This window comes from Burkholderia sp. HI2714 (genome assembly GCF_002223085.1).
GTDB classification, from domain to species: domain Bacteria; phylum Pseudomonadota; class Gammaproteobacteria; order Burkholderiales; family Burkholderiaceae; genus Burkholderia; species Burkholderia lata_D.
This window is the reverse complement of sequence record NZ_NKFM01000046.1, coordinates 47915-73416: the sequence shown is the minus strand read 5'-3', so window position 1 is coordinate 73416 and position 25502 is coordinate 47915. Positions and strand designations below refer to the sequence as shown.

Annotated in this window: 21 protein-coding genes; 15 read left to right on the top strand and 6 right to left on the bottom strand. The window is 67.7% G+C overall.

Features of this window, described 5'->3' with window-relative positions:
- Nucleotides 1-22 precede the first annotated feature (22 nt).
- The 4 genes from CFB82_RS24020 to CFB82_RS24005 all read left to right on the top strand — a co-directional run bounded on the left by CFB82_RS24020 (nt 23) and on the right by CFB82_RS24005 (nt 2874).
- Nucleotides 23-256, top strand: a complete 234-nt coding sequence (locus tag CFB82_RS24020) for a DUF7661 family protein (RefSeq protein ID WP_089485560.1) — start codon at nt 23-25, stop codon at nt 254-256.
- A gap of 80 nt (nt 257-336) precedes the next feature.
- On the top strand, nt 337-792 hold the full coding sequence (locus CFB82_RS24015; RefSeq protein WP_089485559.1) for a MarR family winged helix-turn-helix transcriptional regulator: 456 nt from the start codon (nt 337-339) through the stop codon (nt 790-792).
- A 67-nt stretch (nt 793-859) separates the two neighbouring features.
- Nucleotides 860-1423 carry an isochorismatase family protein gene (locus CFB82_RS24010; RefSeq protein ID WP_089485558.1) on the top strand — a complete coding sequence of 188 codons (564 nt, stop codon included), beginning with the start codon at nt 860-862 and terminating at the stop codon, nt 1421-1423.
- A complete protein-coding gene (locus CFB82_RS24005) occupies nt 1420-2874 on the top strand; it encodes a DHA2 family efflux MFS transporter permease subunit (RefSeq protein ID WP_089485557.1) in 1455 nt (484 codons plus the stop codon). The genes CFB82_RS24010 and CFB82_RS24005 overlap by 4 nt, the downstream gene beginning before the upstream one ends.
- A 45-nt stretch (nt 2875-2919) precedes the next feature.
- Here the strand turns inward: CFB82_RS24005 and CFB82_RS24000 are convergent, their stop codons facing one another.
- Nucleotides 2920-3519 carry a LysE family translocator gene (locus CFB82_RS24000; RefSeq protein WP_083266112.1) on the bottom strand — a complete coding sequence of 200 codons (600 nt, stop codon included), beginning with the start codon at nt 3517-3519 and terminating at the stop codon, nt 2920-2922.
- Between the two features lie 95 nt (nt 3520-3614).
- On the opposite strand from CFB82_RS24000, the gene CFB82_RS23995 reads away from it, so the two are divergent.
- Entirely contained in the window at nt 3615-4490 is an 876-nt protein-coding gene (locus CFB82_RS23995) for a LysR substrate-binding domain-containing protein (protein ID WP_089485556.1), read from the top strand.
- A gap of 12 nt (nt 4491-4502) precedes the next feature.
- Here the strand turns inward: CFB82_RS23995 and CFB82_RS23990 are convergent, their stop codons facing one another.
- Nucleotides 4503-6221: a SulP family inorganic anion transporter gene (locus CFB82_RS23990; RefSeq protein WP_089485555.1), complete on the bottom strand. Its 1719-nt coding sequence runs from the start codon at nt 6219-6221 to the stop codon at nt 4503-4505.
- 494 nt (nt 6222-6715) lie between these two features.
- Between CFB82_RS23990 and CFB82_RS23985 the strand changes: the two genes are divergently transcribed.
- Nucleotides 6716-7966 carry a mechanosensitive ion channel family protein gene (locus CFB82_RS23985; RefSeq protein WP_069251813.1) on the top strand — a complete coding sequence of 417 codons (1251 nt, stop codon included), beginning with the start codon at nt 6716-6718 and terminating at the stop codon, nt 7964-7966.
- 54 nt (nt 7967-8020) lie between these two features.
- Here the strand turns inward: CFB82_RS23985 and CFB82_RS23980 are convergent, their stop codons facing one another.
- Nucleotides 8021-9442, bottom strand: a complete 1422-nt coding sequence (locus tag CFB82_RS23980) for an aminotransferase-like domain-containing protein (protein WP_089485554.1) — start codon at nt 9440-9442, stop codon at nt 8021-8023.
- A gap of 155 nt (nt 9443-9597) precedes the next feature.
- Here CFB82_RS23980 and CFB82_RS23970 point away from each other — a divergent pair, with 155 nt between their 5' ends.
- On the top strand, nt 9598-11922 hold the full coding sequence (locus CFB82_RS23970) for an FdhF/YdeP family oxidoreductase (protein WP_089485553.1): 2325 nt from the start codon (nt 9598-9600) through the stop codon (nt 11920-11922).
- Between the two features lie 12 nt (nt 11923-11934).
- Nucleotides 11935-12855 (top strand): bestrophin family protein, encoded by a 921-nt coding sequence (locus tag CFB82_RS23965; RefSeq protein WP_089485552.1) that lies wholly within the window; start codon nt 11935-11937, stop codon nt 12853-12855.
- Nucleotides 12856-13054: 199 nt separating this feature from the next.
- On the opposite strand, the gene fabF is transcribed toward CFB82_RS23965, so the two are convergent.
- Complete coding sequence (gene fabF / locus CFB82_RS23960; protein ID WP_089485651.1) at nt 13055-14323, bottom strand: beta-ketoacyl-ACP synthase II; 1269 nt, start codon at nt 14321-14323, stop codon at nt 13055-13057.
- Between the two features lie 179 nt (nt 14324-14502).
- Between fabF and CFB82_RS23955 the strand changes: the two genes are divergently transcribed.
- Nucleotides 14503-15534, top strand: a complete 1032-nt coding sequence (locus CFB82_RS23955) for an AraC family transcriptional regulator (protein ID WP_089485650.1) — start codon at nt 14503-14505, stop codon at nt 15532-15534.
- A 232-nt stretch (nt 15535-15766) separates the two neighbouring features.
- Here the strand turns inward: CFB82_RS23955 and CFB82_RS23950 are convergent, their stop codons facing one another.
- Nucleotides 15767-17827 carry an FUSC family protein gene (locus CFB82_RS23950; RefSeq protein WP_089485551.1) on the bottom strand — a complete coding sequence of 687 codons (2061 nt, stop codon included), beginning with the start codon at nt 17825-17827 and terminating at the stop codon, nt 15767-15769.
- A gap of 145 nt (nt 17828-17972) precedes the next feature.
- On the opposite strand from CFB82_RS23950, the gene CFB82_RS23945 reads away from it, so the two are divergent.
- The 6 genes from CFB82_RS23945 to CFB82_RS23915 all read left to right on the top strand — a co-directional run bounded on the left by CFB82_RS23945 (nt 17973) and on the right by CFB82_RS23915 (nt 24130).
- Entirely contained in the window at nt 17973-18875 is a 903-nt protein-coding gene (locus CFB82_RS23945) for a LysR family transcriptional regulator (RefSeq protein WP_089485550.1), read from the top strand.
- A 403-nt stretch (nt 18876-19278) separates the two neighbouring features.
- Nucleotides 19279-20838 carry a DHA2 family efflux MFS transporter permease subunit gene (locus tag CFB82_RS23940; RefSeq protein ID WP_089485549.1) on the top strand — a complete coding sequence of 520 codons (1560 nt, stop codon included), beginning with the start codon at nt 19279-19281 and terminating at the stop codon, nt 20836-20838.
- A 173-nt stretch (nt 20839-21011) separates the two neighbouring features.
- Entirely contained in the window at nt 21012-21341 is a 330-nt protein-coding gene (locus CFB82_RS23935) for a hypothetical protein (RefSeq protein ID WP_089485548.1), read from the top strand.
- A 255-nt stretch (nt 21342-21596) separates the two neighbouring features.
- Nucleotides 21597-21932 carry a sugar ABC transporter ATPase gene (locus CFB82_RS23925; protein WP_089447886.1) on the top strand — a complete coding sequence of 112 codons (336 nt, stop codon included), beginning with the start codon at nt 21597-21599 and terminating at the stop codon, nt 21930-21932.
- Nucleotides 21933-22068: 136 nt separating this feature from the next.
- Nucleotides 22069-23658: an ABC transporter substrate-binding protein gene (locus CFB82_RS23920; RefSeq protein ID WP_089485547.1), complete on the top strand. Its 1590-nt coding sequence runs from the start codon at nt 22069-22071 to the stop codon at nt 23656-23658.
- Between the two features lie 157 nt (nt 23659-23815).
- Nucleotides 23816-24130: a hypothetical protein gene (locus CFB82_RS23915; RefSeq protein WP_089485546.1), complete on the top strand. Its 315-nt coding sequence runs from the start codon at nt 23816-23818 to the stop codon at nt 24128-24130.
- A 19-nt stretch (nt 24131-24149) separates the two neighbouring features.
- Here the strand turns inward: CFB82_RS23915 and CFB82_RS23910 are convergent, their stop codons facing one another.
- Nucleotides 24150-25457: an Nramp family divalent metal transporter gene (locus tag CFB82_RS23910; RefSeq protein WP_089485545.1), complete on the bottom strand. Its 1308-nt coding sequence runs from the start codon at nt 25455-25457 to the stop codon at nt 24150-24152.
- Between the last annotated feature and the right edge of the window lie 45 nt (nt 25458-25502).

Below are 25502 nucleotides of genomic sequence, written 5' to 3'. Positions count from 1 at the left end.
TTCACCCTCACGGAGCGATGCCATGCAGGACGAATACCGCTTCAACGCATTTGGCCGGCTACTCGCCGTCGTACGCAAGAACGACCGCTGGATCGTGTTTGCTCTCGGCGCCGAAGGCAAGCGGCGCCCGGCAGACCTGCACATTCCGTCCACGCTTGCCGCCGACGAATTGGCGCAATACCTCGGCGACCTGCTGCACGAGAACGCGACCCCGCGATATGGCGAAGTCGTACCGGTCCCGCTCCCCGGCGCATAATCCCCCACCTGCCGCACCGCGATCCGGCGATCCGGCGATCAATTTGACAGTTAAACTTGCAAGTTTAACTGTCGTGTTTTATGATCCGCCGCATGAACCCGCCACGCAAATCCGGCGTTTCCGCCGATATCGTCGCCGCCGATCTGACCCTCGCGGTCGGCCAGCTGATCCGCCGGCTCCGCTCCGAGATCGAATCCGGCGGGCTCGGCATGTCCCAGACGAGCGCGCTCGCGCGACTCGAACGGCACGGGCCGATGACGACCGCCGATCTCGCGCGTGCTGAAGCGATGAAGCCGCAGTCGATGAAGGCGACGCTTGCCAGCCTCGAGGAAGACGGCCTGGTCGAACGCGAACCGCATCCGACCGACGGCCGCCAGATCCTGTTCCGGCTGACCGCGGCCGGCCTCGACGCACGGCTCAAGCGCAACGCCGCGAAACACCAATGGCTCGGCGCCGCGATCGCGCAGCTCGATCCCGAAGACATCGCCACGCTCGCCGCCGCGATCCCGCTGATCCGCCGCATCGGCGAGCAATGAATCCGGCCGGCGCGCCCCACGGCATTCGCGCGCACGGCTTCCTTCGTCCCTTTCACGGAGTCCCATCATGAGCGCAACCCGTCTCGACACGAACACGGCACTCGTCGTCATCGACCTGCAGAAAGGCATCATCGCCCTCCCCACCGCGCATCCGGTCGAACCGGTGATCGCACACACCCGCACGCTGCTCGACGCATTCCGCAGCCGCGGCCTGCCGGTCGTGCTCGTCAACGTCGCGGGCGGCGCACCGGGTCGCACCGAGCAACCGCCGCGCACGGCACAACTCCCGGCCGACTGGGCCGACCTCGTCCCCGAACTGAACCGGCAGCCGGGCGACCACCTCGTGACGAAAAAGACCTGGGGCGCCTTCACCGGCACCGATCTCGACGCGCACCTGAAGGCCGCCGGCGTCACGCAGATCGTACTGACCGGCGTCGCGACGAGCATCGGCGTCGAATCGACCGCACGGCAGGCGCACGAACTCGGCTACAACGTCACGCTCGCCGTCGATGCCATGACCGACCTCAATGCGGATGCGCATGTGAACAGCGTCGAGCGTCTGTTCCCGCGCCTCGGCGAGACGGGCACGACGCAGGACATCGTCGCGCTGCTCGACCGGCGCGGCGCGTGAGCGACCCGCGCACGCGGCCGGCGCGGGACCATGCGGCCGGCCGGCTCGATCCGTCGATCTGGAAGGTCAGCGCGGTCGCGGTGCTGGGCTCGCTGCTGTCGCAGCTCGACGCGACGATCGTCAACGTGTCGCTGTCGAGCCTCGCGACCGACCTGCACGCAAACCTCTCGACGATCCAGTGGGTGACGAGCGGCTACCTGCTCGCGCTCACGCTGGTGCTGCCGCTGAACGGCTGGCTCGTCGACCGGATCGGCGCGAAGGCGCTGTATCTGTGGTGCTTCTCGGCGTTCACGCTCACGTCGGCGCTGTGCGGGCTCGCGTGGTCCGCGCCCTCGCTGATCGCCTTCCGCGTGCTGCAAGGCGTGAGCGGCGGGCTGCTCGCGCCGATGGCGCAGATGATGATCGCGCGTGTCGCCGGCCAGCAGATGGCGCGCGTGATCGGCTACGTGGCCGTGCCCGTATTGCTCGCGCCAATTCTCGGCCCGGTCGTTGCCGGCGCGATCCTGCAGCACACAACGTGGCGCTGGCTGTTTCTCGTGAACCTGCCCGTCGGCGTGCTGGCACTCGTGCTGGCCGTGCGGTTCCTGCCCGGCGACCGCGACGACACGCAACCGCGCGAACTCGACTGGATCGGCCTCGCGCTGCTGTCGCCGGGGCTCGTGCTGTTCCTGTACGGGATCGAGCGGATCAACGAAGCGCTGGGCATCGCGGCGATCGTCGCGGCCGCGCTGTTGCTCGCGACGTTCCTGCGGGTCGAAACGCGCAAGGGCGACCGCGCGCTGATCGACCTGGCGCTGTTTCGCCGGAAGGTATTCGGCGCGGCCGCGTCGACGCAGTTCCTGTCGAACGGCGCGCTGTTCGCGGGCCAGATGCTGATTCCGGTGTTCCTGATCCAGGCCTGCGGTCGCACACCCGGCGAAATGGGCTGGCTGCTCGCGCCGATGGGGCTCGGCATGCTCGTCACCTACCCGTCGATGGGTGCGCTGACGAGCCGGTTCGGCGTGCGCCGGCTGGCCGCCGCAGGCGCCCTGCTCGCACTGTTCGCGACGCTGCCGTTCGTGTTTCTCGCGCTGACCGGCTACGATCCGTACTTGCTCGTGCCGGCGCTGTTTCTGCGCGGCATGGGCCAGAGCGCGATCGGCGCACCGTCGATTTCCGCCGCGTATGCGTCGGTTGAGCGCCGCAACCTGCCGATGGCGACGACCTCGCTCAATATCGTGCAGCGTCTCGGTGGCCCGACGTTCACGACGGTGTGCACGCTGTTCCTCGCATGGCGGCTGCAGGCCGAATCGGTGGCGAGCGGCGGCACGCAGGCGAACGCGTATGCGTGGGCGTTCGCCCTGCTCTGCGTGCTGCACGCGGCGAGCTTCGTCACCACGCTGCGGCTGCCGTTGTGGTCGGCCGGTGCGGGCGGGAAACCTGCCGGCGCCGCGCGCGCCGGTTCGCGCTGACCGCGAGCGCTCGTCACGCTGCGCCGTGCCCCGCGCGCGGCGTCGCTATGGCAGCCACATCGGCACGATCGACGCCACCAGCAGCGCGCCGAGCCCGGCATTCAGCCAGCGCCACTGCCGCTCCGTACGCAGCACGCGCGCGAACAGCAGCCCGGCAAAACACCAGAGCGACAGCGACGCCATCGCGGCCACGCCGAACGCCAGCCCGAGCAAGATGCCGAGCCGGGCCGGGCCGGATGCGAGCGCGGCGAACGACGCGGCCGCGCCGAGCGTCATCGCCCAGCCTTTCGGGTTGTGCCAGAGCATCCAGACACCGCTGACGAACCCCTGCGGCCGATGCACGGCGGCATCGAGCCGCGGCTTGCCGCCACGCCCGATACGGACGGCCAGCCACACGAGATACACCGACCCGACCGCCTTCATCGCGAGCTGCAACGCGGGCAACGCAAGCAGCACGCCGCCGAGCCCGGCGGCGGCAGCGGCGGCCATCGACGCCAGGCCGGCCGCGATGCCCGCCATCAGCGGCAGCGAACGCCGATAACCGAAATGCGCGCCCGAGGCGGTGGCGAGCGTCGTCGCGCCGCCCGGCGTCACGGTGGACACGATCACGAACAGCATCAGCGGCAGGTAGTCGCGGAACGGCACGGAAGCTCCCGGTTGTCGTCGTCGAAGCCTCGTTTTACCCGCGATCTTCCCATTACGACAGCGAAAGCTTTTTATGCCTGCCATTAGCGTTCATAATGCGTCGCATGGTACGCAATCTCGACATCGCGCTGCTGCGCGCCTTCGTCACGGTCGCCGAGCATCGCAGCATGACGGCAGCCAGCCGCGCACTGCACCTGACGCAAGGCGCGATCAGCCAGCAGGTCGCCCGGCTCGAAACGCTGTCCGGCCCGCTGTTCGTCCGCGAGCATCGCAACCTGCTGCTCACGGCGGACGGCGAGCGGCTGCTCGGGCAGGCGCGCCGGCTGCTCGCCGTGCACGATGCGCTGCTGACCGACATGACGGCCGGCGCGGTCGAGGGCACAGTTCGCCTCGGTGCGCCGCAGGATCTCGTCGGCAGCTGCCTCGCGCCGATCCTCAAAGGCTATGCGCAGGCGCATCCGCAGGTCGCGCTCTCGCTCGTGTGCGCGGCGTCGCCGGCGCTGCGCCGGGGGCTCACGCAGGGCGAACTCGACGTCGCGCTGATCGAGGCGCCGGTCGGGCCGTCACGCGGCGAGTGCATCGCCGTCGACCGCCTGGTCTGGGTCGGCGCGAAAGGTGGCACCGCGTACCGGAATACGCCGCTGCCCGTGTCGATGGTCGCGCAGACCTGTGCGTTCCGCCCGACGGTGCTCGACGCGCTGCGCGGCTGCGATCGCGCGTGGCGCACGGTGTTCGAGAACGGCAGCATCGATGCGACGGCCGCGACCGTGCGCTCCGACCTCGCGGTGACCGCCTGGCTCGCGTCGACCGTACCGGCCGACCTCGACATCCTGCCGGCCGACAGCGGCCTGCCCGCGCTGCCGAACTTCGCGATCAACCTGCATCTGCCGCGCGGCCAGCGCACGCCGGCCGCGGCGGAACTCGCTCGCCACCTGCGCAATGGCTTCGCCCGCGTGCGGGCGGCGGCCTAGCGCCGGCTCCCGCTACACGATGCCCGGTTCCTGCTGCGCCGGCGTCGTGCCGGCGGCTTCCAGTGCCTGGTGCAGTGTCGGGAAGATGCACGACGCGCCGATGACCTCCGTGATCTGGTGACGATCCATGTCCGCGCGCAGGTAGCGATTGACGCGCCCGAACAGCACGCCGATCCCGCGTGCCTGCAGCATTCTGACGAGGTCGATCAGCGTCCGCGCGGCCGAATAGTCGATGTCGGTGATCGCGCCCGCATCGACGACGAACCAGCGCGTCGGCACCGGCGCCGCATCGACGAGCTCGGTCACTTCGGCGGTGAACAGGTGATCGTTCGCGAAGAACAGGTCGGAGCCGAACCGGTAGACGATCAGCCCCGGCGCCGTCATCGCGCCGCGCCGCGCGGGCACCGGCTGCCACCGCCCGTTGCCTTCGACCGGTTCGAGCACCATCGTGTGCGGCTGGTAGCTGTGGCGCACGTGCCGCATCAGCGACAGCGCGACGGCCAGCAGGATGCCGTGCTCGACGCCGACCGTCACGACGGCCAGCGCCGTCACCAGCGCGAGCGTGAACTCGCCGGGGCTTTCCTTGCGGATCGCGGCGAGACTGCGCACGTTGATCAACCCGAGCGCGATCGTAAACACAATGCCGGCCAGCACCGCATGCGGCAGGTACTGCAGATAGGTGCTGAAGAACAGCAGGACCACCGCCACCACGGCCGCGAACGCGAGGTGCCCGATCTGGCTGCGCACGCCCGCGCCATCGGCCATCGCCGTCTGCGTCGGGCTGCCGTTGACGACGAACGCGCCGCCCACCGCCGCCGCCGCGTTCGCGGCCGCGAGGCCGAGAATGTCGGCGTTGGTGTCGACCGCCTCGTCATACTGCTGCGCGAACACGCGTGCGGCGGCCGCGCTCTGCGCAATGATCATCACGAAGCAGGACGCTGCGACCGGCACGAGATCGAGGCACTGCTGCCACGTGACGGACGGCCAGCGCAGCGGCGGCAGCCCGCCGGCGACCGGCCCGAGCACCGTGATGCCGCGCGCTGCGAATCCGAACGCGGAGCTGGCCGCGATGCTGCCGGCGACCGCGATCATCGGCATCGGCACCCGCGGCAGGAACCGCTTGCACGCGAGAATCGCAACAACGACGAGCGCCGCGAGCGCGAACGTCGGCCGGTTCGTATGGACGAGATGCGTGACGACGTAGCCGAGCTGCGCCAGGCTGCGCGACGCCGGGTACGGCACGGCCAGCCCGAGCATGTCGCCGAGCATCGCGATCGACACCTGCACGCCGACGCCGGCGAGAAAGCCGACCAGTACCGTGCGCGACAGGAAATCGGCGAGAAAACCCAGCTTGAAGATGCGCGCGAGCAGCAGCATCGCGGCGGTCAGCAGCGCGACCATGCCGGCCAGCGCCACGTACTCGGTACTGCCGGCCGGCGCCATCGACGACAGCCGGCTCGCGAAGATCGTCGCGGTCGCGGAATCGGCGGCCACCACCAGATGCCGCGACGCGCCGAAGCACGCAAACGCGACGAGCGGCAGGAACACCGTGTAGAGGCCCGTGACGGCCGGCATGCCGGCGATGCGCGCATAGCCGAGCACCTGCGGGATGTCCATCGACGCGAGCGAAATGCCCGCGAACACGTCGCGGATGGCCCCGCCACGGCGGATCGGGAGGATGCCTTTCAGCAGCCGCACGCCTGACGGGCGGCTTTCGTTGGAATCTTGCATGCGTGGAATGCGTGAATACGGGGTGACGGGGTTCGCAAAGTCGTTCGCGCATCGTGCCCCGGGCAGGCGTCGCATGGCAAGTGCGCGAAGGTGGCACGTGTCGCTCACCGTCGGCGATGAGCCGCACGCGAAAGCGAGCGCCACACGCGCCGGCACGGGCGACGCCCGCATGATTGCATGGATCGCCGTTCGCGCGCATCGAAGCGCGAAGGCCCGCCATAGCGGGCCCCAGCCGATCCCCGGCCAGTGCGCAACGCATCCGGCAACATGCGCGTGCGGCGGCTCACGGTGATGCGTTTTCACCACTCGCCCTCACCCGATTACAGAGGAAACCTACGCAATGGTGAGGAGGTTCGGGAGACGCGCACCACGCACTCGCAGTAACTCACCCGGAACCCGATGGCACAATCACGGTCCCTTTCATGTGCCCTTCACCGGGCGCGCGCCGCGCCGCGGCGCCGATTCAACGCACGAGAAGGCCCCTGTTTGCCCCTATGACCCTGAACGAATCCTGGTTTGCGCCGCTCGTCGGCACTCTCATCCTGCTCGCCGCCGCCGGCGCGATCACCGCCGTCGTCCATTTCCTGTTGTTCCGCGTGGTCGCGCGACTCGCCCGGCTTTCCGCCACGCGCGTCGACGACGCGCTGTTCGAGTTCGGCGCATTCAAATGGCTGAACCGCATCGTCCCGTTCGTCGTGATCAAGCTCGGGCTCGGCGCGGTGCCCGGTATCCCCGCGACGGCCGCGCAGGCCGCCGACAAGGTGCTGTTCGCGCTGATCGTGTTCCTCGTGACGATGACCGTCAGCGCGACGCTGTCGGCGCTCGAACACACGCATCGCACGTACCAGCGCGATCATCGCGGCCAGCCGCACCTGTCGCTGAAAGGCGCGATGCAGCTCGTCAAGCTCGTGATGTTCATCACGGCCGCGCTCGTCGTGATCGGCGACGCGACCGGCAAGCAGATCGGCCTGCTGCTGTCGGGCATCGGCGCGATGTCCGCGGTGCTGATGCTGATCTTCAAGGACACGCTGCTCGGCCTCGTCGCGGGTGTACAGCTGTCGTCGAACGACATGCTGCGGATCGGCGACTGGATCACGATGCCGTCGGCCGGCGCGGACGGCACCGTGATCGACATCACGCTGAACACCGTCAAGGTCGCGAACTTCGATCACACGATCATCACCGTGCCCACCTGGAAACTGATCACCGAGAGCTACCAGAACTGGCGCGGAATGACCGAAGCGGGCGGGCGCCGCATCAAGCGCGCGCTGTTCGTCGACGCGACGAGCGTGCGCTTTCTCTCCAGCGACGAGATCGAACGGCTCGAACGCCTGACGCTGCTGAAGGACTATCTCGAGGACAAGGTCGACGCGATCGAGCAATGGAACGGCACGCTCGGCGCGGCCGGCGACTGCCCGGCGAACCGCCGCCAGCTGACGAACCTCGGCACGTTCCGCGCGTATGTCGCGAACTACCTGAAGGGCCATCCGCGCATCCGCCGCGACATGACCTGCATGGCGCGGCAACTGCCGCTCACGGCCGAAGGCATTCCGCTCGAACTGTACTGCTTCACCGACACGACGACGTGGGTCGACTACGAGGCCATCCAGTCCGACCTGTTCGATCACCTGATCGCGGTGCTGCCGGAGTTCGGGCTGCGCGTGTACCAGCACCCGTCGGGCTTCGACATGCGGCAGATGGTCGGCGCCGCGCAAGCCGGGCTGCAGGCGCCGCACGCGGGTTAATGCATGCGGTGGCGGCCGATCGTCGGCCGCCGCTTGCCGCGCGGCCCCCTGCACTCAGCGCGCCGCGCACTCCGACGCGAGCCGCCCGAGCACCTTCAACGCATCCTCGATCTGCCGCGACCACGGATAGCTGTAGTTGAGCCGGATGAAATGCCGGTAATCGGTGCTCGCCGAGAACATGTGTCCGGGGCCGACCGTGATCCCTTGAGCGAGCGCAACCGCATACAGCTTCATCGCATCGACCTGCCGCGGCAGCTCGACCCACAGCACGTACCCGCCCTGCGGCTGCGACAGCCGCGTGCCTTCGGGGAAGAAACGCCGCACCATCGCGCTCATCAGGCTCGCCTGCTGCGCGTACTGCTTACGCATGCGCCGCAGATGAAAATCGTAGCCGTCGTATTTCAGGTACTCGGCAATCGCGAGCTGCTCGATCGCGGGCGTGGCCAGCGTGTTCAGGAATTTCAGCTTCTCGACCTGGTCGCGGTAGCGGCCCGGCATCGCCCAGCCGATCCGGTAGCGCGGCGACAGGCTCTTCGTGAACGACGCGCAATGCAGCACGAGCCCGTCGCGGTCGAACGACTTCAGCGCGCTCGGCGTCGTGTCGCCGAAGTGCAGCTCGTGATAGACGTCGCTCTCGATCGCCGGCACGCCGTGCTTCGCGAGCAACTCGACGAGCGCGCGCTTGCGCGTGTCGGGCATCTGGAAGCCGAGCGGATTCTGGAAGTTCGGCATCACCATGCACGCGGCGATGCGCTCGCGTTCGAGGACCCGTTCGAGCGCGTCGAGATCGATGCCGTCGACCGGGTGCGTCGCGACTTCCAGCGCGCGCATGCCCATCCGCTCGATCGCGTGCAGCATCGCGTAGAAGGTCGGCGACTCGACGGCGATCGTGTCGCCCGGCTTCGCGACGGCCTGCAGGCACAGGTTGATCGCCTCGGTCGCGCCGATCGTCACCACGATCTCGCCGGGTTCGACCACGATCCCGCGCTCCGCATAGCGCCGCGCGATCTGGCGGATCAGCTCCTGGTTGCCGGGCGGCAGATCGTCGATCACGCCCCAGCGCGTGCGGCGGCGGCCGATCGTCTGCGCATAGCGCGCGAGACGCTGCACCGGAAACTGCGACGCATCGGGATACGGCGAGCCGAGCGGCACCGCGTCGTCGCGCGAGATCGAGCGCAGCGTCGACAGCACGAGCCGGCTCACGTCCACGGCCGACGGCTCGGCGGCCGGCGCCGACATGTGCAGCTCGGCCTCGGCCGGCGCCGACGCGCGCGCGCGGACGAAATAGCCCGATTGCGGCCGGCTTTCGATCAGGCCGCGGCTTTCCAGCACGAGGTACGCACGCAACACGGTCGTGACGCTGAGCTGCTGCTGCCGGCTCGCCTGCCGCACCGACGGAATCCGTTCGCCGGGCCGGTACACGCCACGCTCGATCCGCGCCTGGAGATCGTCGGCCAGTTGTTCGTAACGCTTCACGCGCCTCCCTTTCAACTTCCCTTCAACAATACAGTTGCGATCCGCACTGCCTGAATGGCCGAAACTGTACTCTTTTTTGGAGTGAACAGGTGTACACACAGCCGGACGGGGGCCGCGCGTACTCTGCACCCATCGACCCCGACACCCGCTGCATGATGAAAAAGAAATCCGCCACCGCGCGCATCGAACCGTACACCCACCCGGCCGCCGGCTGGGGCGCGCTGAAAGCCGTCACGATCAACCTGATCAAGGAAAAGGTCGCGGGCGGCAACTACCGTACGCTGCTGCGCCAGAACCAGCCGGACGGCTTCGACTGCCCGGGCTGCGCGTGGCCCGATCGCCAGCACGCATCGACGTTCGAATTCTGCGAAAACGGCGTGAAGGCCGTGGCCGCGGAAGCGACGAGCAAGCGCGTGACGCCCGAATTCTTCGCCGCGCACACGGTCACCGAGCTGCTCGAACAGTCGGATTTCGAACTCGAGCAGCACGGCCGGCTCACCGACCCGATGGTGTACGACGCGCAGACCGACCGCTACGTGCCGATCGCGTGGGACGACGCGTTCGAGTTGATCGCACGCCACCTGCGGGCGCTGCCCGACCCGAACCAGGCCGCGTTCTACACGTCCGGCCGCGCCAGCAACGAAGCGGCGTTCCTGTACCAGCTGCTCGTGCGCCTGTACGGCACGAACAACTTCCCCGACTGCTCGAACATGTGCCACGAGGCAACGAGCCGCGGGCTGCCGGCGTCGGTCGGCGTCGGCAAGGGCACCGTCACGCTCGACGATTTCGAACACGCGGACACGCTGCTGATCTTCGGCCAGAACCCGGCCACCAACCACCCGCGGATGATGGGCGAGTTGCGCGAGTGCGCGAAGCGCGGCGCGACGATCGTGTCGATCAACCCGCTGAAGGAGCGCGGCCTCGAACGCTTCGCCGATCCGCAAAGCCCGATCGAAATGCTGACGATGTCGGGCACCAAAATCGCATCGACGTTCATCCAGCCCACGATCGGCGGCGATTTCGCGCTGATCAAGGGGATGGCGAAGCGCGTGCTCGAACTCGACGACGCCGCGCGCGCCGCCGGTGCGCCGCGTGTGCTCGACACCGCATTCATCGGCGAGCACACGGCCGGCTTCGACGCATTCGCCGACGACCTGCGCAACGAAAGCTGGTCGGCGCTGACGGCCGAAAGCGGCGTGCCGTACGAACAGATCGACAGCCTCGCGCAGCTCTATGCACGCAGCGAGCACGTGATCGCGACGTGGGGCATGGGCATCACGCAGCACAAGCATTCGGTCGCGACCGTGCAGATGCTGACCAACCTGATGCTGATGCGCGGCAACATCGGCCGCCCCGGCGCCGGCCTGTGCCCGGTGCGCGGCCACTCGAACGTGCAGGGCAACCGCACGGTCGGCATCGAGGAAAAGCCGTCGCAGGCGTTCCTCGACCGGCTCGGCCACGTGTTCGACTTCGAACCGCCGCGCCATCACGGCTACGACGTCGTCGAGACGATCGAAGGGATGCTCGAAGGCCACGTGAAGGTGCTGATCGGCCTCGGCGGCAACTTCGCGATGGCGACGCCGGACACGCCGCGCACGTGGGAAGGCATGCGCCGCTGCGACCTCTCCGTGCACATCACGACGAAGCTGAACCGCAGCCACCTGATCCACGGCCGCGACGCACTGATCCTGCCGACGCTCGGCCGCACCGAGATCGACCTGCAGGACAACGTCGCGCAAGGCGTGACGGTCGAGGATTCGATGAGCATGGTCCACGTGTCGTACGGGATGAACAAGCCGGCGTCGGCGAACCTGATGTCGGAGCCCGCGATCGTCGCGCACATGGGCCATGCGCTGTTCGGCAGCGGCAAGATCGACTGGCTCGCGTACAAGGACGACTACGCGAAGATCCGCGACGCGATCGAGGCGACGCTCGACGGCTTCTACGACTACAACACGCGCATCGCTCGGCCGGGCGGCTTCCACCTGCGCGTGGCGTCGCGCGACCGCGAATGGCTCACGCCGACCGGCAAGGCGAACTTCATCGCGCACGCGCTGCCGGCCGACACGCCGATCCAGCGCGCCCGCGCGCTGCACGGCGAGCGCCTGATGACGCTGATGACGACGCGCTCGCACGACCAGTACAACACGACCGTCTACGGGCTCGACGACCGCTATCGCGGCGTGTTCGGCCAGCGCCGCGTGGTGTTCGCCAACCGCGACGATCTCGCGATGCTCGGCCTGAAGGCCGGCGACTGGGTCGACATGGAGACCGTGTGGCACGACGGCATCGAGCGGCGCGCGGACGGCTTCCTGCTCGTCGAGTACGACATCCCGCGCGGCTGCATCGGCGCGTACTACCCGGAAACGAACCCGCTCGTGCCGCTCGACAGCGTCGGCGACGTGTGCAACACGCCGACGTCGAAGTCGATTCCGGTGCTGCTGCATCGCGCGGCCGCGCCGGCGTCGATCGCCGCCTGACGGAGCGCGGCGATGATCGTTCGTCCGCGCGAGCACTGGCTGCGGATGCTGCTCGTCTGGAATGGCTCGGTGCTGCCGACCATCCTGCCGCAGCTCGTGCTGACGCTCGCGATCAGCCTCGTCGCGGTATGGGGTGGCGGCCGCGTGCTCGGCGAGAAGGTGCCGCTGAACCCGACGCCGTTCACGCTGATCGGCCTCACGCTCGCGATCTTCGCGGGGTTTCGCAACAACGCGAGCTACGAACGCTACCGCGAGGGCCGGCAACTGTGGGGCGGCGTGCTGACCGCCTCGCGCACGCTGGTGTCGCAGGCGCTCTGCTACGGTGCGATCGACCGTGACGACGCATCGCGGCGCGCGTTCGTGCGGAAGGTCGTCGCGTACGTCTATGCGCTCAAGCATCAACTGCGCGGCACCGATCCGGCCGCGGACCTGCGCGGGCTGCTCGACGCCGCCACCTACGCGCGTGTCGCCGCTTCGCGGTTCCGCCCGGTCGTCATCGTGCACGCACTGCGCGAAGCGTTCGCCGCGCGCGCCGATGCGGGCCACCTGTCCGACACGCGGCTGTGGATGCTCGACGCGCGCCTCGACGATCTCGTGTCGATGGTGAGCGGCTGCGAACGGATTGCGTCGACGCCGATCCCGTTTTCATACGACGTGCTGCTGCACCGGACCATCTACGCATACTGCGTGCTGCTGCCGTTCGGGCTCGTCGATTCGATCGGCGCGGCGACGCCGTTCGTCAGCGTGTTCGTCGCCTATACGCTGATCGCGCTCGACGCGATCGCGCATGCGATCGCCGAACCGTTCGGCAACGGGCCGAACCATCTCGCCCTCGACGCGATGACGCGCCAGATCGAGCGCACGCTGCTCGAACTGAACCGCGAGCCGCTGCCGGCGGAAGTGACGCCGGGCAAGGCCTATCGGCTCAGTTGATCCGGCCGACTCAGCCCGACAGTGGCACTCGTGACGGCTTCCGCACCGGCCGACCCACGGCCAAGTCCGGCGTAGCGCACGCTGATGATGCAGCAGTACCTGCGTCTTATCCGACAGGAATCAGCGTGCAAACCTACGCCGCGACCTACGCTTACGCCAGGGCCTGCGTTCGGGATCTTCATTCGGCTCGAGCCCAGGATCAAAGTCGACGGAACACCAGGCTGGCATTGACACCCCCAAAACCAAAGCCATTGGAGATCGCATATTCCGTCGATATCTTGCGGGGCGATCCGCCGACGATGTCGACGCCTTCCGCCGCCGAATCCGGCTGCGTCAAATTGAGCGTAGGCGGCGCGAGCTGATCGCGCAGCGCGAGCACGGCGAAAATGGCTTCCACGCCGCCGGCTGCCCCAAGCAAATGTCCTGTCGACGACTTGGTGGCTGATACGGCGGGGCCTCGACCTGTTCCGAATATCGCCTTGATGGCCGCGAGCTCGCTGATGTCGCCTACGGGCGTGGACGTCGCGTGTGCGTTCAAATGCCCGATCATCCCGGGTTCAAGATTCGCCTGGCGGATTGCCAGCTCCATTGCACGTCGTCCGCCGGCGCCATCATCGGGCGGAGACGTCATGTGGTGTGCGTCGGCGCTCGTGCCATAACCGAGCACTTCTGCGATCGGCGTGGCGCCGCGTTGCAGTGCGTGCTCCAGGTCTTCGATGACGAGCATGCCGGCGCCCTCTCCCATCACAAAACCGTCTCGTCCGGTATCGAACGGGCGGGATGCCTGCACGGGATGCTCATTGAAGCCGGTGGACATGGTTCTTGCCGCGGCGAATGACCCCAGACTGACTCGATCGATGCAGGCCTCGGCCCCACCACACACGGCAATATCGGCTTCGCCGGCCCGAATCAGGCGCGCTGCGTCGCCGATGGCCTGTGCGCTGGCAGCGCAGGCAGTCACCGGTGCGCCCAGGGGGCCACGAAAGCCGTGACGGATGGAGATATGGCCCGCTGCCATATTGGCAAGGAAACTGGGAACGGTAAAAGGAGAAAGCCGCCTCGGTCCGCGGTTATCCGTGATTCTGACGGCGTCCACGATCGCGCCGAACCCGCCCACGCCAGACGCCACGATGGTTGCCGTCCTTTCGCGTGCGTGTTCGGATTCAGGTTGCCATCCGGCTTGAGTCAGGGCCTCTTGCGCCGCGGCGAGCGCAAACAGGCTGAACCGGTCCATCTTCTTCTGGTCCTTGGGCTCTACCGCGCGCGCCGGATCGAATCCCCATGGACAGTCTGACGTCAACATGGGCACCACGCCGCCGACCTTCGATGCAATCCCTTCAGTGATATCGCCGGGCAAACCGGCCAGGCCCGAATGCCCCTTCAGGAGACGGGTCCATACCGATTCGACGCCGCATCCCAACGGCGAAACGATACCCATCCCGGTCACGACGATACGTCTCGTATTCAAGCGATGCTCCCCTTTTGACTGACGTAGAAACGCCGCCAGAAATTGGCGCAATGCGCCATCTGGCAATGTTCGTAAATTTCAAGAATCACGGAAATTGCTTGACAGTATAGGCATAGGGCGGGTGAAGAACTGGCGCATCGTGCCATTCGATATGCAAAATGCGCCATAATAGGCGAATCATGAACCTGTCCCGACAAAGTTCTCTCACCGTTTCGGCTCACTTCCTGCACGGAATGCTGCGCACCGTTCGCACCCGTCACGGAGAAGACGTGGCGACACAGTTACTCGCAAGCGCCGCCATCCCGCAGTCGCTTCTGAATCAGCCGGATGCGCGAATCACGCGCCAGCAGTACGTCGTGCTGTACAAGACGGTCGCGGCGACGCTCGACGACGAGATGCTGGGACTCTGGTCCAGGCCGATCCGGGGCGGCACGTTGAAGTATCTGATGCTCAGCCTGCTGGATGCGCCTACCGTGCTGGTCGCGTTCAACCGGTTCGTGCGTTTCTGGAATTTGCTGCTGGATGACTATCGGTTGCAGATTTCGACGAAGAACGATCTGGTGCGACTGGCTCTGGTGGAAAGGGCGCCTGATACGCCGGTCACTCCGCTTGGGCATGAGTTGATGATGAAGCTGGCGCACGGCATCGCATCATGGCTGCTAGGCAGAGAGATCATCCTGCACCGGTCCGAGTTCAGTTTCGCCAGGCCGAGGCACGTCGAAGACTATGCATTCCTGTTCCCCGGAGCGGTGCACTTCGATGCCGGGATGACGAGCATTTATTTCTCGTACCAGGATTGTGCCGAGCTGTTCAAACGCGAGAAACACGAGCTATGGGCGTTCCTGAAAGGCGCGCCGGGGGACTGGACGTTCAGCGCATTTCATCATGGCTCCATTGTGGCCAGAACGCGCGAGTATCTTGAGCGGAACATCGCGCAGCCGCTGACGATTCAGGGCCTTGCGCAGGCGCTGCATACTTCCGTTCGCACGCTCAATCGCCGATTTGCGGAAGAAGGAACACATTTCCAGCAGGTGAAAGATGGGCTGCGACGGGATATCGCGGTCGATCGGCTGACGAACTCGAACACGAGCGTGGCAGTGCTGGCGTTCGATCTTGGCTTTTCCGATGCCACCGGTTTTTGCCGCGCGTTCAAGCACTGGACCGGCAGTAGTCCTTCCGATTATCGCAAGGACACGCGTCAGGGTGAGTGACGAGAAGGCGTTAAGCCTGTGTATATGATTGTCGCGAATCCAAGGACGAACGTCGACGCGTAGCGTCATCGACTACCGCCCGACACTACGGGTCTACGCGCCGCGTTTCTCTACCTCGCTTATGTGACACAGGCGGCTCCAGCCAAATTCAACGTATTCACGCGCCCGATCGAGCGCACGCGGCTCGAACCGAACCTCGAGCCGCGGCCTGCAGAAGTGACGCCCGGCAGGCTCAGTTGAGCCACGCCATACCGCTCGCGGCCCAATGCAGACGCCCGCGCAGGAAACGGCTGTGCGCAGCAGCGGCCTCCGCGATCGTCCGCACCAGCACGACGCCGCGCAGCAGCGCGCGCCCGTCGTCGCTGTCGAGGTCGGCCACGCGCCGCCGCAATGCGCGGGCGGCCACGTCGCAGGTCCGTTCGAGCCCGACGAAATCGCCCTGCCCGATCCGCCCGCGCACGGCCGCGACTGCCCGGCGCGCCGCCGGCTCGCGCGTCGCCAGATCGGCCAGCGCCAGCAGGCTGTCGCCGATCGTCCAGGCCGCGAGCAGATCGCGCAGGTCGCGCTCGATGAGACTCTGCGGCAGGCTGCCTGCGAAGCCCAGTTCGCGGCCGAGGCGATCGGCCGTGCGGCTCAGCCACGCGCTGGCCGGCCACGCGCGCGGGTCGCGTGCGAGGCTCGCCAGGTCGCGGCGCACCGCGCCGTGCAGGCGCCGCCGGCTCGTGCCGGGGTCGCCGGGAAACACGAGCGCGAACACGAGCGCGCCGAACGCGATTCCGAGCAGCGTCGCGAGCGCCGAGTTGAGGAACGCGGCATCGCCGATGCGCACCGTGTTGTCCGGCGACGTGAAATTCCAGAAGAAGATCGAGAAGCCGCTGCCGATGCCGGCGGTGCGCGGATTGCGCATCACGATGCCGGTGCCGATCATGAACACGCCGAGGATGTACGCAAGCATCTCGAAACCCGACACCGCCGGCAGCAGCACAAAATTGCACAGCGCGCCCGCAACCGCCGCGCACGCGGTGCCTTTCAGAAAGCCCATGGCTGCGCCCACCGAGTTCGGGCGCGTGGAGAACAGCGCGCAGACCACGCCGGTGATCGTGACGAAGCCGGCGCCCGACGGCCACGCGCTGACGATCCAGATCGCCGACGCGGCCAGCACCGCGATGAACGCGCGGATGCCGTTGTGCCAGGCCAGCACCGTGTCGCGGTGGAACGCATAGCGCACGCGCGACGCCGGCGGACGCTCCCGGTCGACCAGCGCCTTGCCCGCGAACGCCCGCTCGAATCCGGCCAGCACCGCGGCCAGCCGGTCGAGCGTCAACAGCCGCGACGTATCCGAGCCGGACGGTTCGGCCGCCTCGGCGCGCACCGCGTCGTCCACCCGCGCGCGCAGCGCCGCGAGTTCCGCGCCCGGCTCGTGCGCGGCGGCCATGCCGTCGAGCACGCGCGCGGCGTCGGCGACCAGCGGGTCCGGTGCGTCGCCGCTGCGCACCGCATGCTCGTGCAGCGCCTGCCCGGCGGCCTGCGCGGCCAGCACACCGAGCACGGCGGTACGCAGATGGCCGATCGCGTTGCGCACCGGCGGCGCGCCGGCGGCCGCGTATTCGGCCGCCGTGTCGAGTTCGAGCGCGTCTGCGAACAGCCGGTGCACGGCCGCGCCGTTCGGCTCGCGACGCAGCGCGCCCGCGCCGACGGCGACCGCGCGCTGCAGATAGCTCGCGAACCGCTTGCGCACGTCGCGCAGCGGCGAACCGGGTGCGAACACCGTCTCGAACGCCGCGCCGCACAGGATGCCGACCACGACGTACAGGAAGCGCGCGATCGCGATATCGAATGCGTGCAGCGGCGCGGAAACGGCGTCCATCGCGATGATCGCCGCCGTATAGCCCGCGAGCACCGCCGCATACGCGCGAAAATTGCGCAGGAAGGTCGCGACGCCCGCGCACAGGCCGATCCACGCAGCGAGCGCCGGCAGGAACAGTTCGGGGGTCTGCGCAAAGGCCCCGGTCAGCACGAGCGCGACGGCCGCGCCGATCGCGGTGCCGAGAATCCGGTACTGGCTCTTCGACAAACCCATCCCGCGGCTGCCCTGCGCGACGATCCATACCGTCGATGCGGCCCATTTCGGGTCGTCGAGATTCATCCGGAAGGCGATGTAGAGCGCGAGGAGCGACGCGGCCGTGTTGCGCAATGCGAAGCCGAGGGCGCCGGGCGGCAGCGTGGGCCGGGCGTCGCGCAGCGCGGTGCGCACGGCCGCGAGCGGCGGTAGATGGGGCAAGGCGATTTTCATGCGGCGAGCATACGGGGGCGCGCCGCCGCCACTAAGAGGCGCGGACGGGATGCGTTATTGCACCGGGCGGGATAATCGCTGCGTCATGAAACGATCCGGCCAGCAAAGGTAAGATGCGCGCAGGTCGAACACTGAAGCACCCCGTATGGACTTCGAAAGCATCCGGATATTCCTGCGCGTGGTCGAGCGCGGCAACTTCACCGCCGCCGCCACGCACCTCGACATGCCGCTCAGCCGCGTGAGCCGCAAGGTCAAGCAGCTCGAGGACGATCTCGGCGTCCAGCTGCTGTACCGCACCACGCGCCGCGTATCCGTCACCGAGGCCGGACGCGACTACTACGAGCGCTGCCTGCGCGCCGAGGACATCCTGCTCGACGCCGACCGTCAGGCCCGCGCGCTGCGCACGGCGCCGGAGGGCATGCTGCGCGTGCTGGTGCCCTACTCGATCGGCCTGTTCGAGCTGGAGCCGGCGCTGGCCGAATTTCGGCGGCGCTACCCACTGGTCCAGCTCGTGCTGATCTACGACAACAACCCGCTCGATCTGGTCCAGCATGGCTTCGACGTGGCGCTGCGGGCGGGCGTGCTGACCGACTCCAGCTACATCGCGCGCTCGCTCGGCTGGTCGCAGGCGAAGCTTGCCGCGAGCCCCGCGTATCTCGACCGCGTCGGCCGGCCCGCCACGCCGCAGGATCTCGCGCAGCACGACCTGCTGCTCGTCGGCCGCGACGCGCCCGGCCTCACGCTGCGGCTCACCAATGCGGCCGGCGACGTGGCCGACGTGCCGGTGCGGCCGGTGCTGATCACCAACGAATCGGTGACGGTGCTGCGCCAGGCCGCCAGCGGCGGCGGCATCGCGCTGGCCTCGACGCACTACACGGCCCGCCGGCTCGAGCGGAACGAGCTCGAAATCGTGCTGCCCGACTGGCACCGGACCGACGACGTCGAGCTGCACGTGCTGTATCCGCGGCGCGCGACGCTCGACAGCAAGGTGCGCGCGTTCGTCGAATTCCTCGCCGAAGTGTTCGACGATTGGCGCACCGCACCGTAACCGGCACGGTTCGCCCGGCGATTATTGCAGCAAGCGAAATCGATTAATGAGCCGGCACGTGTTGATGGCGGCTCGCCACATCGTTAGCCTGTCGCGATGCAAAACCATTCCACACGCGACGGCAGCCGCCTGACCGCTGCCCGCAGGCGCGTCACGCGCGTCCCGCCTTCCTGACCGGCAGCATTCCGCCTCCCGAAGCCCGCCACGGCTTCGTGCATTCGATCGAGCAGCACGCCGCACGCGTCGGCTCCCTCTACCGGGCCGCGTCGCGCGCGCCGTGCTTCCTTCCGTTCAGCAGCCGCGCCGTCCGTGCGTCGCTTTCGCGCGCGCGTGCGCGGCCGCGCGTGCCCGCCGCAACGGGCCGCATCCGTTCCGCACCTTACGCCCCTTAAGCAGGAAACCCATGTCCTCTCCGTCAACTACAGCCCCGTTATCGGGCGGCCGCCTCGCGATCGGCACGATCGCGGTATCGCTCGCGATGTTCATGAACGTGCTCGACTCGTCGATCGCGAACGTCGCCATTCCGACGATCTCGGGCGACCTCGGCGTGTCGGTCGACGAAGGCACGTGGGTGATCACGATCTTCGCGGCCGCGAACGCGGTGTCGATCCCGTTGACCGGCTGGCTCACGCAGCGCTTCGGCCAGGTGCGCCTGTTCGTCACGTCGATCCTGCTGTTCGTGTTCGCGTCGTGGCTGTGCGGGATCGCGCCGAACCTGCCGACGCTGCTCGCCGCGCGGATCCTGCAAGGCGCGGTCGCCGGGCCGCTCGCGCCGCTGTCGCAGGCGCTGCTGCTCGGCGCGTGGCCGCGGCAGAAATCGTCGAGCGCGCTGGCGCTGTGGTCGATGACGGCGCTCGTCGGCCCGATCGCGGGGCCGTCGCTCGGCGGCTGGATCACCTACGACTACAACTGGTCGTGGATCTTCTACATCAACATCCCGGTCGGCTTCTTCGCGGCCGCCGTCACGTGGATCGTGTTCCGCGACCGTGAATCGGCCACGAAACGCATGCCGATCGATACGATCGGCCTGCTGCTGCTCGTGCTGTGGGTCGCCTCGCTGCAGATCATGCTCGACAAGGGCAAGGATCTCGACTGGTTCAACTCGCCCGTCGTGGTCACGCTCGGCATCGTCGCGCTGATCGGCTTCGCGTTCTTCCTCGTATGGGAGCTTCACGAGGCGAACCCGATCGTCGACCTGCGGCTGTTCACGCAGCGCAATTTCGCGGGCGGCACGATCGCGATCTCGGTCGCGTACGGGATGTTCTTCGGCACGCTGGTGCTGCTGCCGCAGTGGATGCAGGGCTATCTCGGCTACCGCGCGGTCGATTCCGGGCTCGCCACCGCGCCGCTCGGCGTGTTCGCGATCCTGCTCACGCCGGTCATGGGGCGCCTGCTGCCGCGCACCGATCCGCGCTACATCGCGACGCTCGCGTTCGTCGGCTTCGCGGTCGTGTTCATGATGCGCACGACCTTCTACACCGACGTGTCGCGCTGGGATCTCATTTTGCCGACGCTGCTGCAGGGCATCCCGATGGCGATGTTCTTCGTGCCGCTGACGTCGATCATCCTGTCCGGGCTGCCGCCGGAGAAGATCCCGGCCGCCGCCGGCCTGTCGAATTTCGGCCGCACGTTCTGCGGCGCGGTGGGCACGTCGCTGATCAGCAACGCATGGAACGACCGCACGATCCTGCATCACGTGCGGCTCACCGAACAGGCGAGCGTCACCAATCCGGTCTTCACGCAGCAGGTCGACACGACGCGTTCGATGCTGCACCTGAGCTCCGATTCGGCGCTCGCGTTCTTCAACGCGTCGGTCGATTCGCAGTCGGCCGTAATGGGGCTGAACGACATCTTCTATGTGTCGGCGATCATCTTCATCGCGATCATTCCGCTCATCTGGATCACGAAGCCGGTGCGCTCGGGCGGCGGCGATGCCGATGCGGCGGCGGCCGGCGCGCATTGATCCGCATGCGCGACGGTCGGGCCCCGTACTGCACGCGCCGGGGCCGCACCGCAACGCGCAGACGTAATAAAGACTTGCAATCGATACAGGCCGAAACGTCAACAGCCGGTGCCCGCTCCGCGTTTTTTGGACAAGCGCCCACGATCCGGAGCGCAACGACAGGAGAAAGCACCATGCGAGCCCTTACCCGCCATCTCGCGATTGCCGCGACCCTGATGTCGGTGCTGACCGGCACCGCGTTCGCCGACACGCCGTGGCAACAAGCGCATCCGCGCCGCGAAGCGGTCAACCAGCGCCTCGCCAACCAGAATCGCCGGATCCATCACGAAGTGAAGGAAGGCGACATGTCGCACGCCGAGGCCGCGCGCCTGCACCGTGACGACCGCAAGATCCGCCGGGAAGAGCGGGACATGGCTGCGCAGGATCGCAGCCACATCACGAAGAGCGAAAAGCACGTGCTGAACCAGCAGGAAAATGCGGTCAGCCACCAGATCGGCCAATAAGATCGACAACACCGGCAAGTGCCCATTCGCCATCACCTGAAACGCCCGCTGCCGCGATGCGGTAGCGGGTGCTTGTTGTATCGAATCGTTTCAACGTCCCAACGCCGTCAAACGCTGCGGGTATACTCCGTCGTCAGCCGCCTGTCGCATCGTCGTCCGTCAAAAACGGCCCGATTCCGGGCGGTTTCGTCGCGAAGCTTCGCGTTTCGCCTACCCCGCGCCCCAGCCTCGATACGAGACACACGACGACCCACCATGAAACGATTCCTGCTGCTCCTTCCCGCCGCCCTGCTCGCCGCCTGCGGTTCCGCTCCCTCGTCCGACTCGGGCTCCGCCTCCGGTGCAGCGCCGATGATCTACGTGTCGTCGCAACGTCCGGCCTACGCGGTCGCCAACTGCCTCGACAGCCGCCTGTCGGGCACCGAGCAATCGCAGCACAACGGCGTGACCGATATCTCCGTCGGCTCGAACTCGTACTTCGTCACGCTGACGCCGTCGGGCAACGGTTCGGTCATCAAGGTCGTGCGCGGCTCGGGCAACGAGCCGGCCGAGGAAGCGATGCGCTTCGCGGTCGCGCGCTGCGCGATCTGATCTAAACCTGCCGATGCCGGGCGCCCGCCCGGCTCGTTCCTGCGCGCCACCCCGCCGGCGCGCACGCCGAATATTTTCATCCGGGCAGCCGTCGATGAGAGAATCGCACCCACGATTCCCTTTCAACGGAGCCCGCATGAAGCACCTGCTGTCCCGCCTGTTCGTCAGCGCCGCGCTCGTCGCGCTTGTTCCGGCATTGCCGGCGCAGGCAGCCACGCCGCCCGGCATCTTCGTCGTCGCCACGCAGCTCGGCGAATTCACGACCCTCGACCCGAGCGGGATCTACGAGCTGGTGCCGTCCGAATACGTCGCGAACACCTACGAACGCCTGGTGCGCGTCGACCTGAAGGACCCGACGCGCTTCGACGGGCAGATCGCGCAATCGTGGACGGTCGGCGCCGACGGCGTGACCTACACGTTCAAGCTGCGCCCCGGCCTCACGTTCCATTCCGGCAACCCGGTGACCGCCGACGACGTCGCGTGGTCGCTGCAGCGCACCATCCTGCTCGACAAGGGGCCGGCCGGCGTGCTCGCCGATCTCGGCCTCACGAAGGCGAACGTGATGCAGAAGGTGCGCGTGGTCGATCCGCAGACCGTCGTGCTCGAAACCGACCGCAAGTACGCACCGAGCTTCGTGCTCAACGTGCTGAGCGCGTGCCCGGCATCGGTCTTCGACAAGAAGCTGCTGCTGTCGCATCAGCAAGGCAACGATTTCGGCAGCGCGTGGCTGCGGACCAACGACGCGGGCTCGGGCCCGTACCAGCTCGTCAAGTGGACGCCCAACGAGACCATCGTGCTGCAGCGCTTCGAGAAATACCGCACGCCGTACCCGATGAAGCGCGTGGTGCTGCGCCACGTGCCCGAAGCATCCGCGCAACGGCTGCTGCTGGAGAACGGCGACGCCGACGCCGCGCGCAACCTGAGCCCCGACAGCCTCGCCGCGCTGACGAAGGCCGGCAAGATCAAGGTCACGTCGTGGCCGGTGTCCGCGCTGCTGTACCTGAGCCTGAACACGAAGAACCCGAACCTCGCGAAGCCCGAGGTGCAGCAGGCGATGAAATGGCTCGTCGACTACGACGGCATCCAGCGCAACATCGTCAGCACGACCTACAAGGTGCATGAAACCTTCCTGCCCGAAGGCTTCCTCGGCGCGTCGAACGCGCGGCCATACAAGCAGGACGTCGCGAAGGCGAAGGCGCTGCTCGCCAAGGCCGGCTTGCCGAACGGCTTCGACGTGACGATGGACATGCCGAACGACTATCCGTACCTCGAGATCGCGCAGGCGCTGCAGGCGAACTTCGCGCAGGGCGGCATCCGCGTGAAGCTGATTCCCGGCGATGCGAAGCAGGCGATCGGCAAGTATCGCGCGCGCCAGCACGACATCTTCGTCGGCGAGTGGTCGCCCGACTACATGGACCCGAACAGCAACGCACGCGGCTTCGCGTGGAATCCGGACAACTCCGACCAGTCGCCGACGAAAATGCTCGCGTGGCGCAACAGCTGGGACATTCCGCAACTGACGAAGGACACCGAGGCCGCGCTCGTCGAGCCGTCGCCCGCGAAGCGCGCGCAGCGTTACGACGCGCTGCAGAAGGCCGTGCTCGCGAACTCGCCGTTCATCATCATGTTCGAGAAGGTCGTGCAGGTCGCGACGCGCCCCGGCGTGACCGGGCCGGAAATCGGGCCGATCAACGACCTCGTGTCATACCGCACGCTCGCGAAGTAATCGGGGCTGCCCGCGCGGCCGGCCCTGCCGGCGCGCGGGTAATCGCCGCGACCGATGTGCCGGCGCGGTGCCGGGCGACGGCCGGCGATCTACAATGGCCGGCGCCGTGGGGGCCGGCGGGTCCTGGCGATGGCGCCCACCACCGAAGTCGCTTCGCGTGTCGGTCGACATCTCCGACGAGCACTTCCGCATCCGGCACGAACTGGAGCTGGTCGCGCGAGACCTGTCGGTCGACTTCGAATTCAGGATCGCCGACGATCTGGCGATGGAGCCGCTGGCATCCGACCTGCTGTTCATCGACACCACGCATACGTACGAGCAGACGCTCGCCGAACTGAACCGCTTCGGCCCGCTGGCCCGCAAGAAGATCGTGCTGCATGACATGACCACGGCCGGCGTCTACCAGGCCGTGTTCCAATGGCTGTGGGACAACATCTGGCGGCTTCGCGAGGCGCCGGACATGCAGCAGTAGGCTGCCGGCCCGCTGCCGTTCAATTGAAGGCCGCCCACACCAGGTACGCATTCAACCCGACGATCACGACCGTCGCCGCCCCCGCGACGATCCGCAGCGGCAGTCGCATCGCGTAGGCACCCATCACGTCCGCGCGCGCCGACAGCAACAGCAGCGCGATCATCGGCAGCGGCAGCACGAAACTCAGCACGACCTGGCTCGCGACCATCGCACGCGTGACGTCGCAGCCGAGCGCGACCACCGCGAACGCGGGCACGACCGTCACCGCGCGCCGCACCCAGACCGGCATGCGGCGGTGGATGAAGCCCTGCATCACGACCTGCCCGGCCATCGTGCCGACCACCGAACTCGACACGCCCGACGTCAGCAGCGCGACGAGAAACAGCGCGCCGGCCGCCGGCCCGAGCACCGGGATCAGCGTGTGATACGCGTCGCCGATGTCGGTCATGCCCGGCGCGCTCGCGTGAAACGCCGACGACGCCATCATCACCATCGCGAGATTCACGAACCCGGCCAGCCCGAGCGCGACGACGACCTCGCGGTTCGAGAAACGCACGAGCCGCCGCCGCTCCGCGTCGTCGCGCGGCGCGTTGCGATCCTGCGTGAGACCCGAATGCAGATACAGCGTGTGCGGCATGATCGTCGCGCCGATGATCCCGACCGCGATCGTCAGCGCCGCGTGGTCCGGAATCTGCGGGACGACCAGGTGGAACGCGGCCGCATGCCAATCTTGCGGCGCGATCAGCAGCTCGCCGAGATAGCACGCGCCGATCACGCCGACCAGCGCCGCGATCGCGGCTTCCAGCGGCCGGAAGCCGCGCTTTTCGAGCGCGAGGATCGCGCAGGTCGCGAGCGCCGTCGCGATCATCCCCGTGAACAGCGACAGGTGGCACAACAGCCCGAATGCGAGCGCGCCGCCGAGGAATTCGGCGAGGTCGGTCGCCATCGCGGCGATCTCGGACGCGACCCACATGCCCCACACGACCGGCGCGGGAAAGCGGTCGCGGCACAGCTCCGCGAGATTGCGGCCGGTCACGATGCCGAGCTTCGCGGACATCGCCTGGAACAGCATCGCGATCGCGTTCGCGGCCAGCACGACCCACAGCAGCCGGTAGCCGTACGCGGCGCCGGCCTGGATGTTGGTCGCGAAGTTGCCGGGATCCATGTAGCCGATCGACGCGATCACGGCCGGGCCGACGAACGGCAGCAGCGCGGCGACGCCGGTGCGGCGCCCTTCCAGCGCGGCGCGCGCCGCGCCGTCGGTGTGCGCGGTCGACAAATCCGGCAGCGCGAAGCCGCCGGCGGGTTTGCTCGTGACGGGAATCATGGTGAGGTTCCGTTCGAATGAGGAAGGATTCCTGAATTTTTGGCG

Excerpts from the sequence above, each read along its gene's own strand:
- CFB82_RS24010 (WP_089485558.1), top strand. The coding sequence starts at position 860 with ATGAGCGCAACCCGTCTCGACACGAACACGGCACTCGTCGTCATCGAC.
- CFB82_RS23970 (WP_089485553.1), top strand. The coding sequence starts at position 9,598 with ATGAAAAAGAAATCCGCCACCGCGCGCATCGAACCGTACACCCACCCG.
- CFB82_RS24020 (WP_089485560.1), top strand. The coding sequence starts at position 23 with ATGCAGGACGAATACCGCTTCAACGCATTTGGCCGGCTACTCGCCGTC.
- CFB82_RS23985 (WP_069251813.1), top strand. The coding sequence starts at position 6,716 with ATGACCCTGAACGAATCCTGGTTTGCGCCGCTCGTCGGCACTCTCATC.
- CFB82_RS23990 (WP_089485555.1), bottom strand. The coding sequence starts at position 6,221 with ATGCAAGATTCCAACGAAAGCCGCCCGTCAGGCGTGCGGCTGCTGAAA.
- CFB82_RS23925 (WP_089447886.1), top strand. The coding sequence starts at position 21,597 with ATGAAACGATTCCTGCTGCTCCTTCCCGCCGCCCTGCTCGCCGCCTGC.
- CFB82_RS23940 (WP_089485549.1), top strand. The coding sequence starts at position 19,279 with ATGTCCTCTCCGTCAACTACAGCCCCGTTATCGGGCGGCCGCCTCGCG.
- CFB82_RS24015 (WP_089485559.1), top strand. The coding sequence starts at position 337 with ATGATCCGCCGCATGAACCCGCCACGCAAATCCGGCGTTTCCGCCGAT.
- CFB82_RS23920 (WP_089485547.1), top strand. The coding sequence starts at position 22,069 with ATGAAGCACCTGCTGTCCCGCCTGTTCGTCAGCGCCGCGCTCGTCGCG.
- CFB82_RS23935 (WP_089485548.1), top strand. The coding sequence starts at position 21,012 with ATGCGAGCCCTTACCCGCCATCTCGCGATTGCCGCGACCCTGATGTCG.
- CFB82_RS23950 (WP_089485551.1), bottom strand. The coding sequence starts at position 17,827 with ATGAAAATCGCCTTGCCCCATCTACCGCCGCTCGCGGCCGTGCGCACC.
- CFB82_RS23910 (WP_089485545.1), bottom strand. The coding sequence starts at position 25,457 with ATGATTCCCGTCACGAGCAAACCCGCCGGCGGCTTCGCGCTGCCGGAT.
- CFB82_RS23995 (WP_089485556.1), top strand. The coding sequence starts at position 3,615 with ATGCGTCGCATGGTACGCAATCTCGACATCGCGCTGCTGCGCGCCTTC.
- CFB82_RS23955 (WP_089485650.1), top strand. The coding sequence starts at position 14,503 with ATGAACCTGTCCCGACAAAGTTCTCTCACCGTTTCGGCTCACTTCCTG.
- CFB82_RS23945 (WP_089485550.1), top strand. The coding sequence starts at position 17,973 with ATGGACTTCGAAAGCATCCGGATATTCCTGCGCGTGGTCGAGCGCGGC.
- CFB82_RS23965 (WP_089485552.1), top strand. The coding sequence starts at position 11,935 with ATGATCGTTCGTCCGCGCGAGCACTGGCTGCGGATGCTGCTCGTCTGG.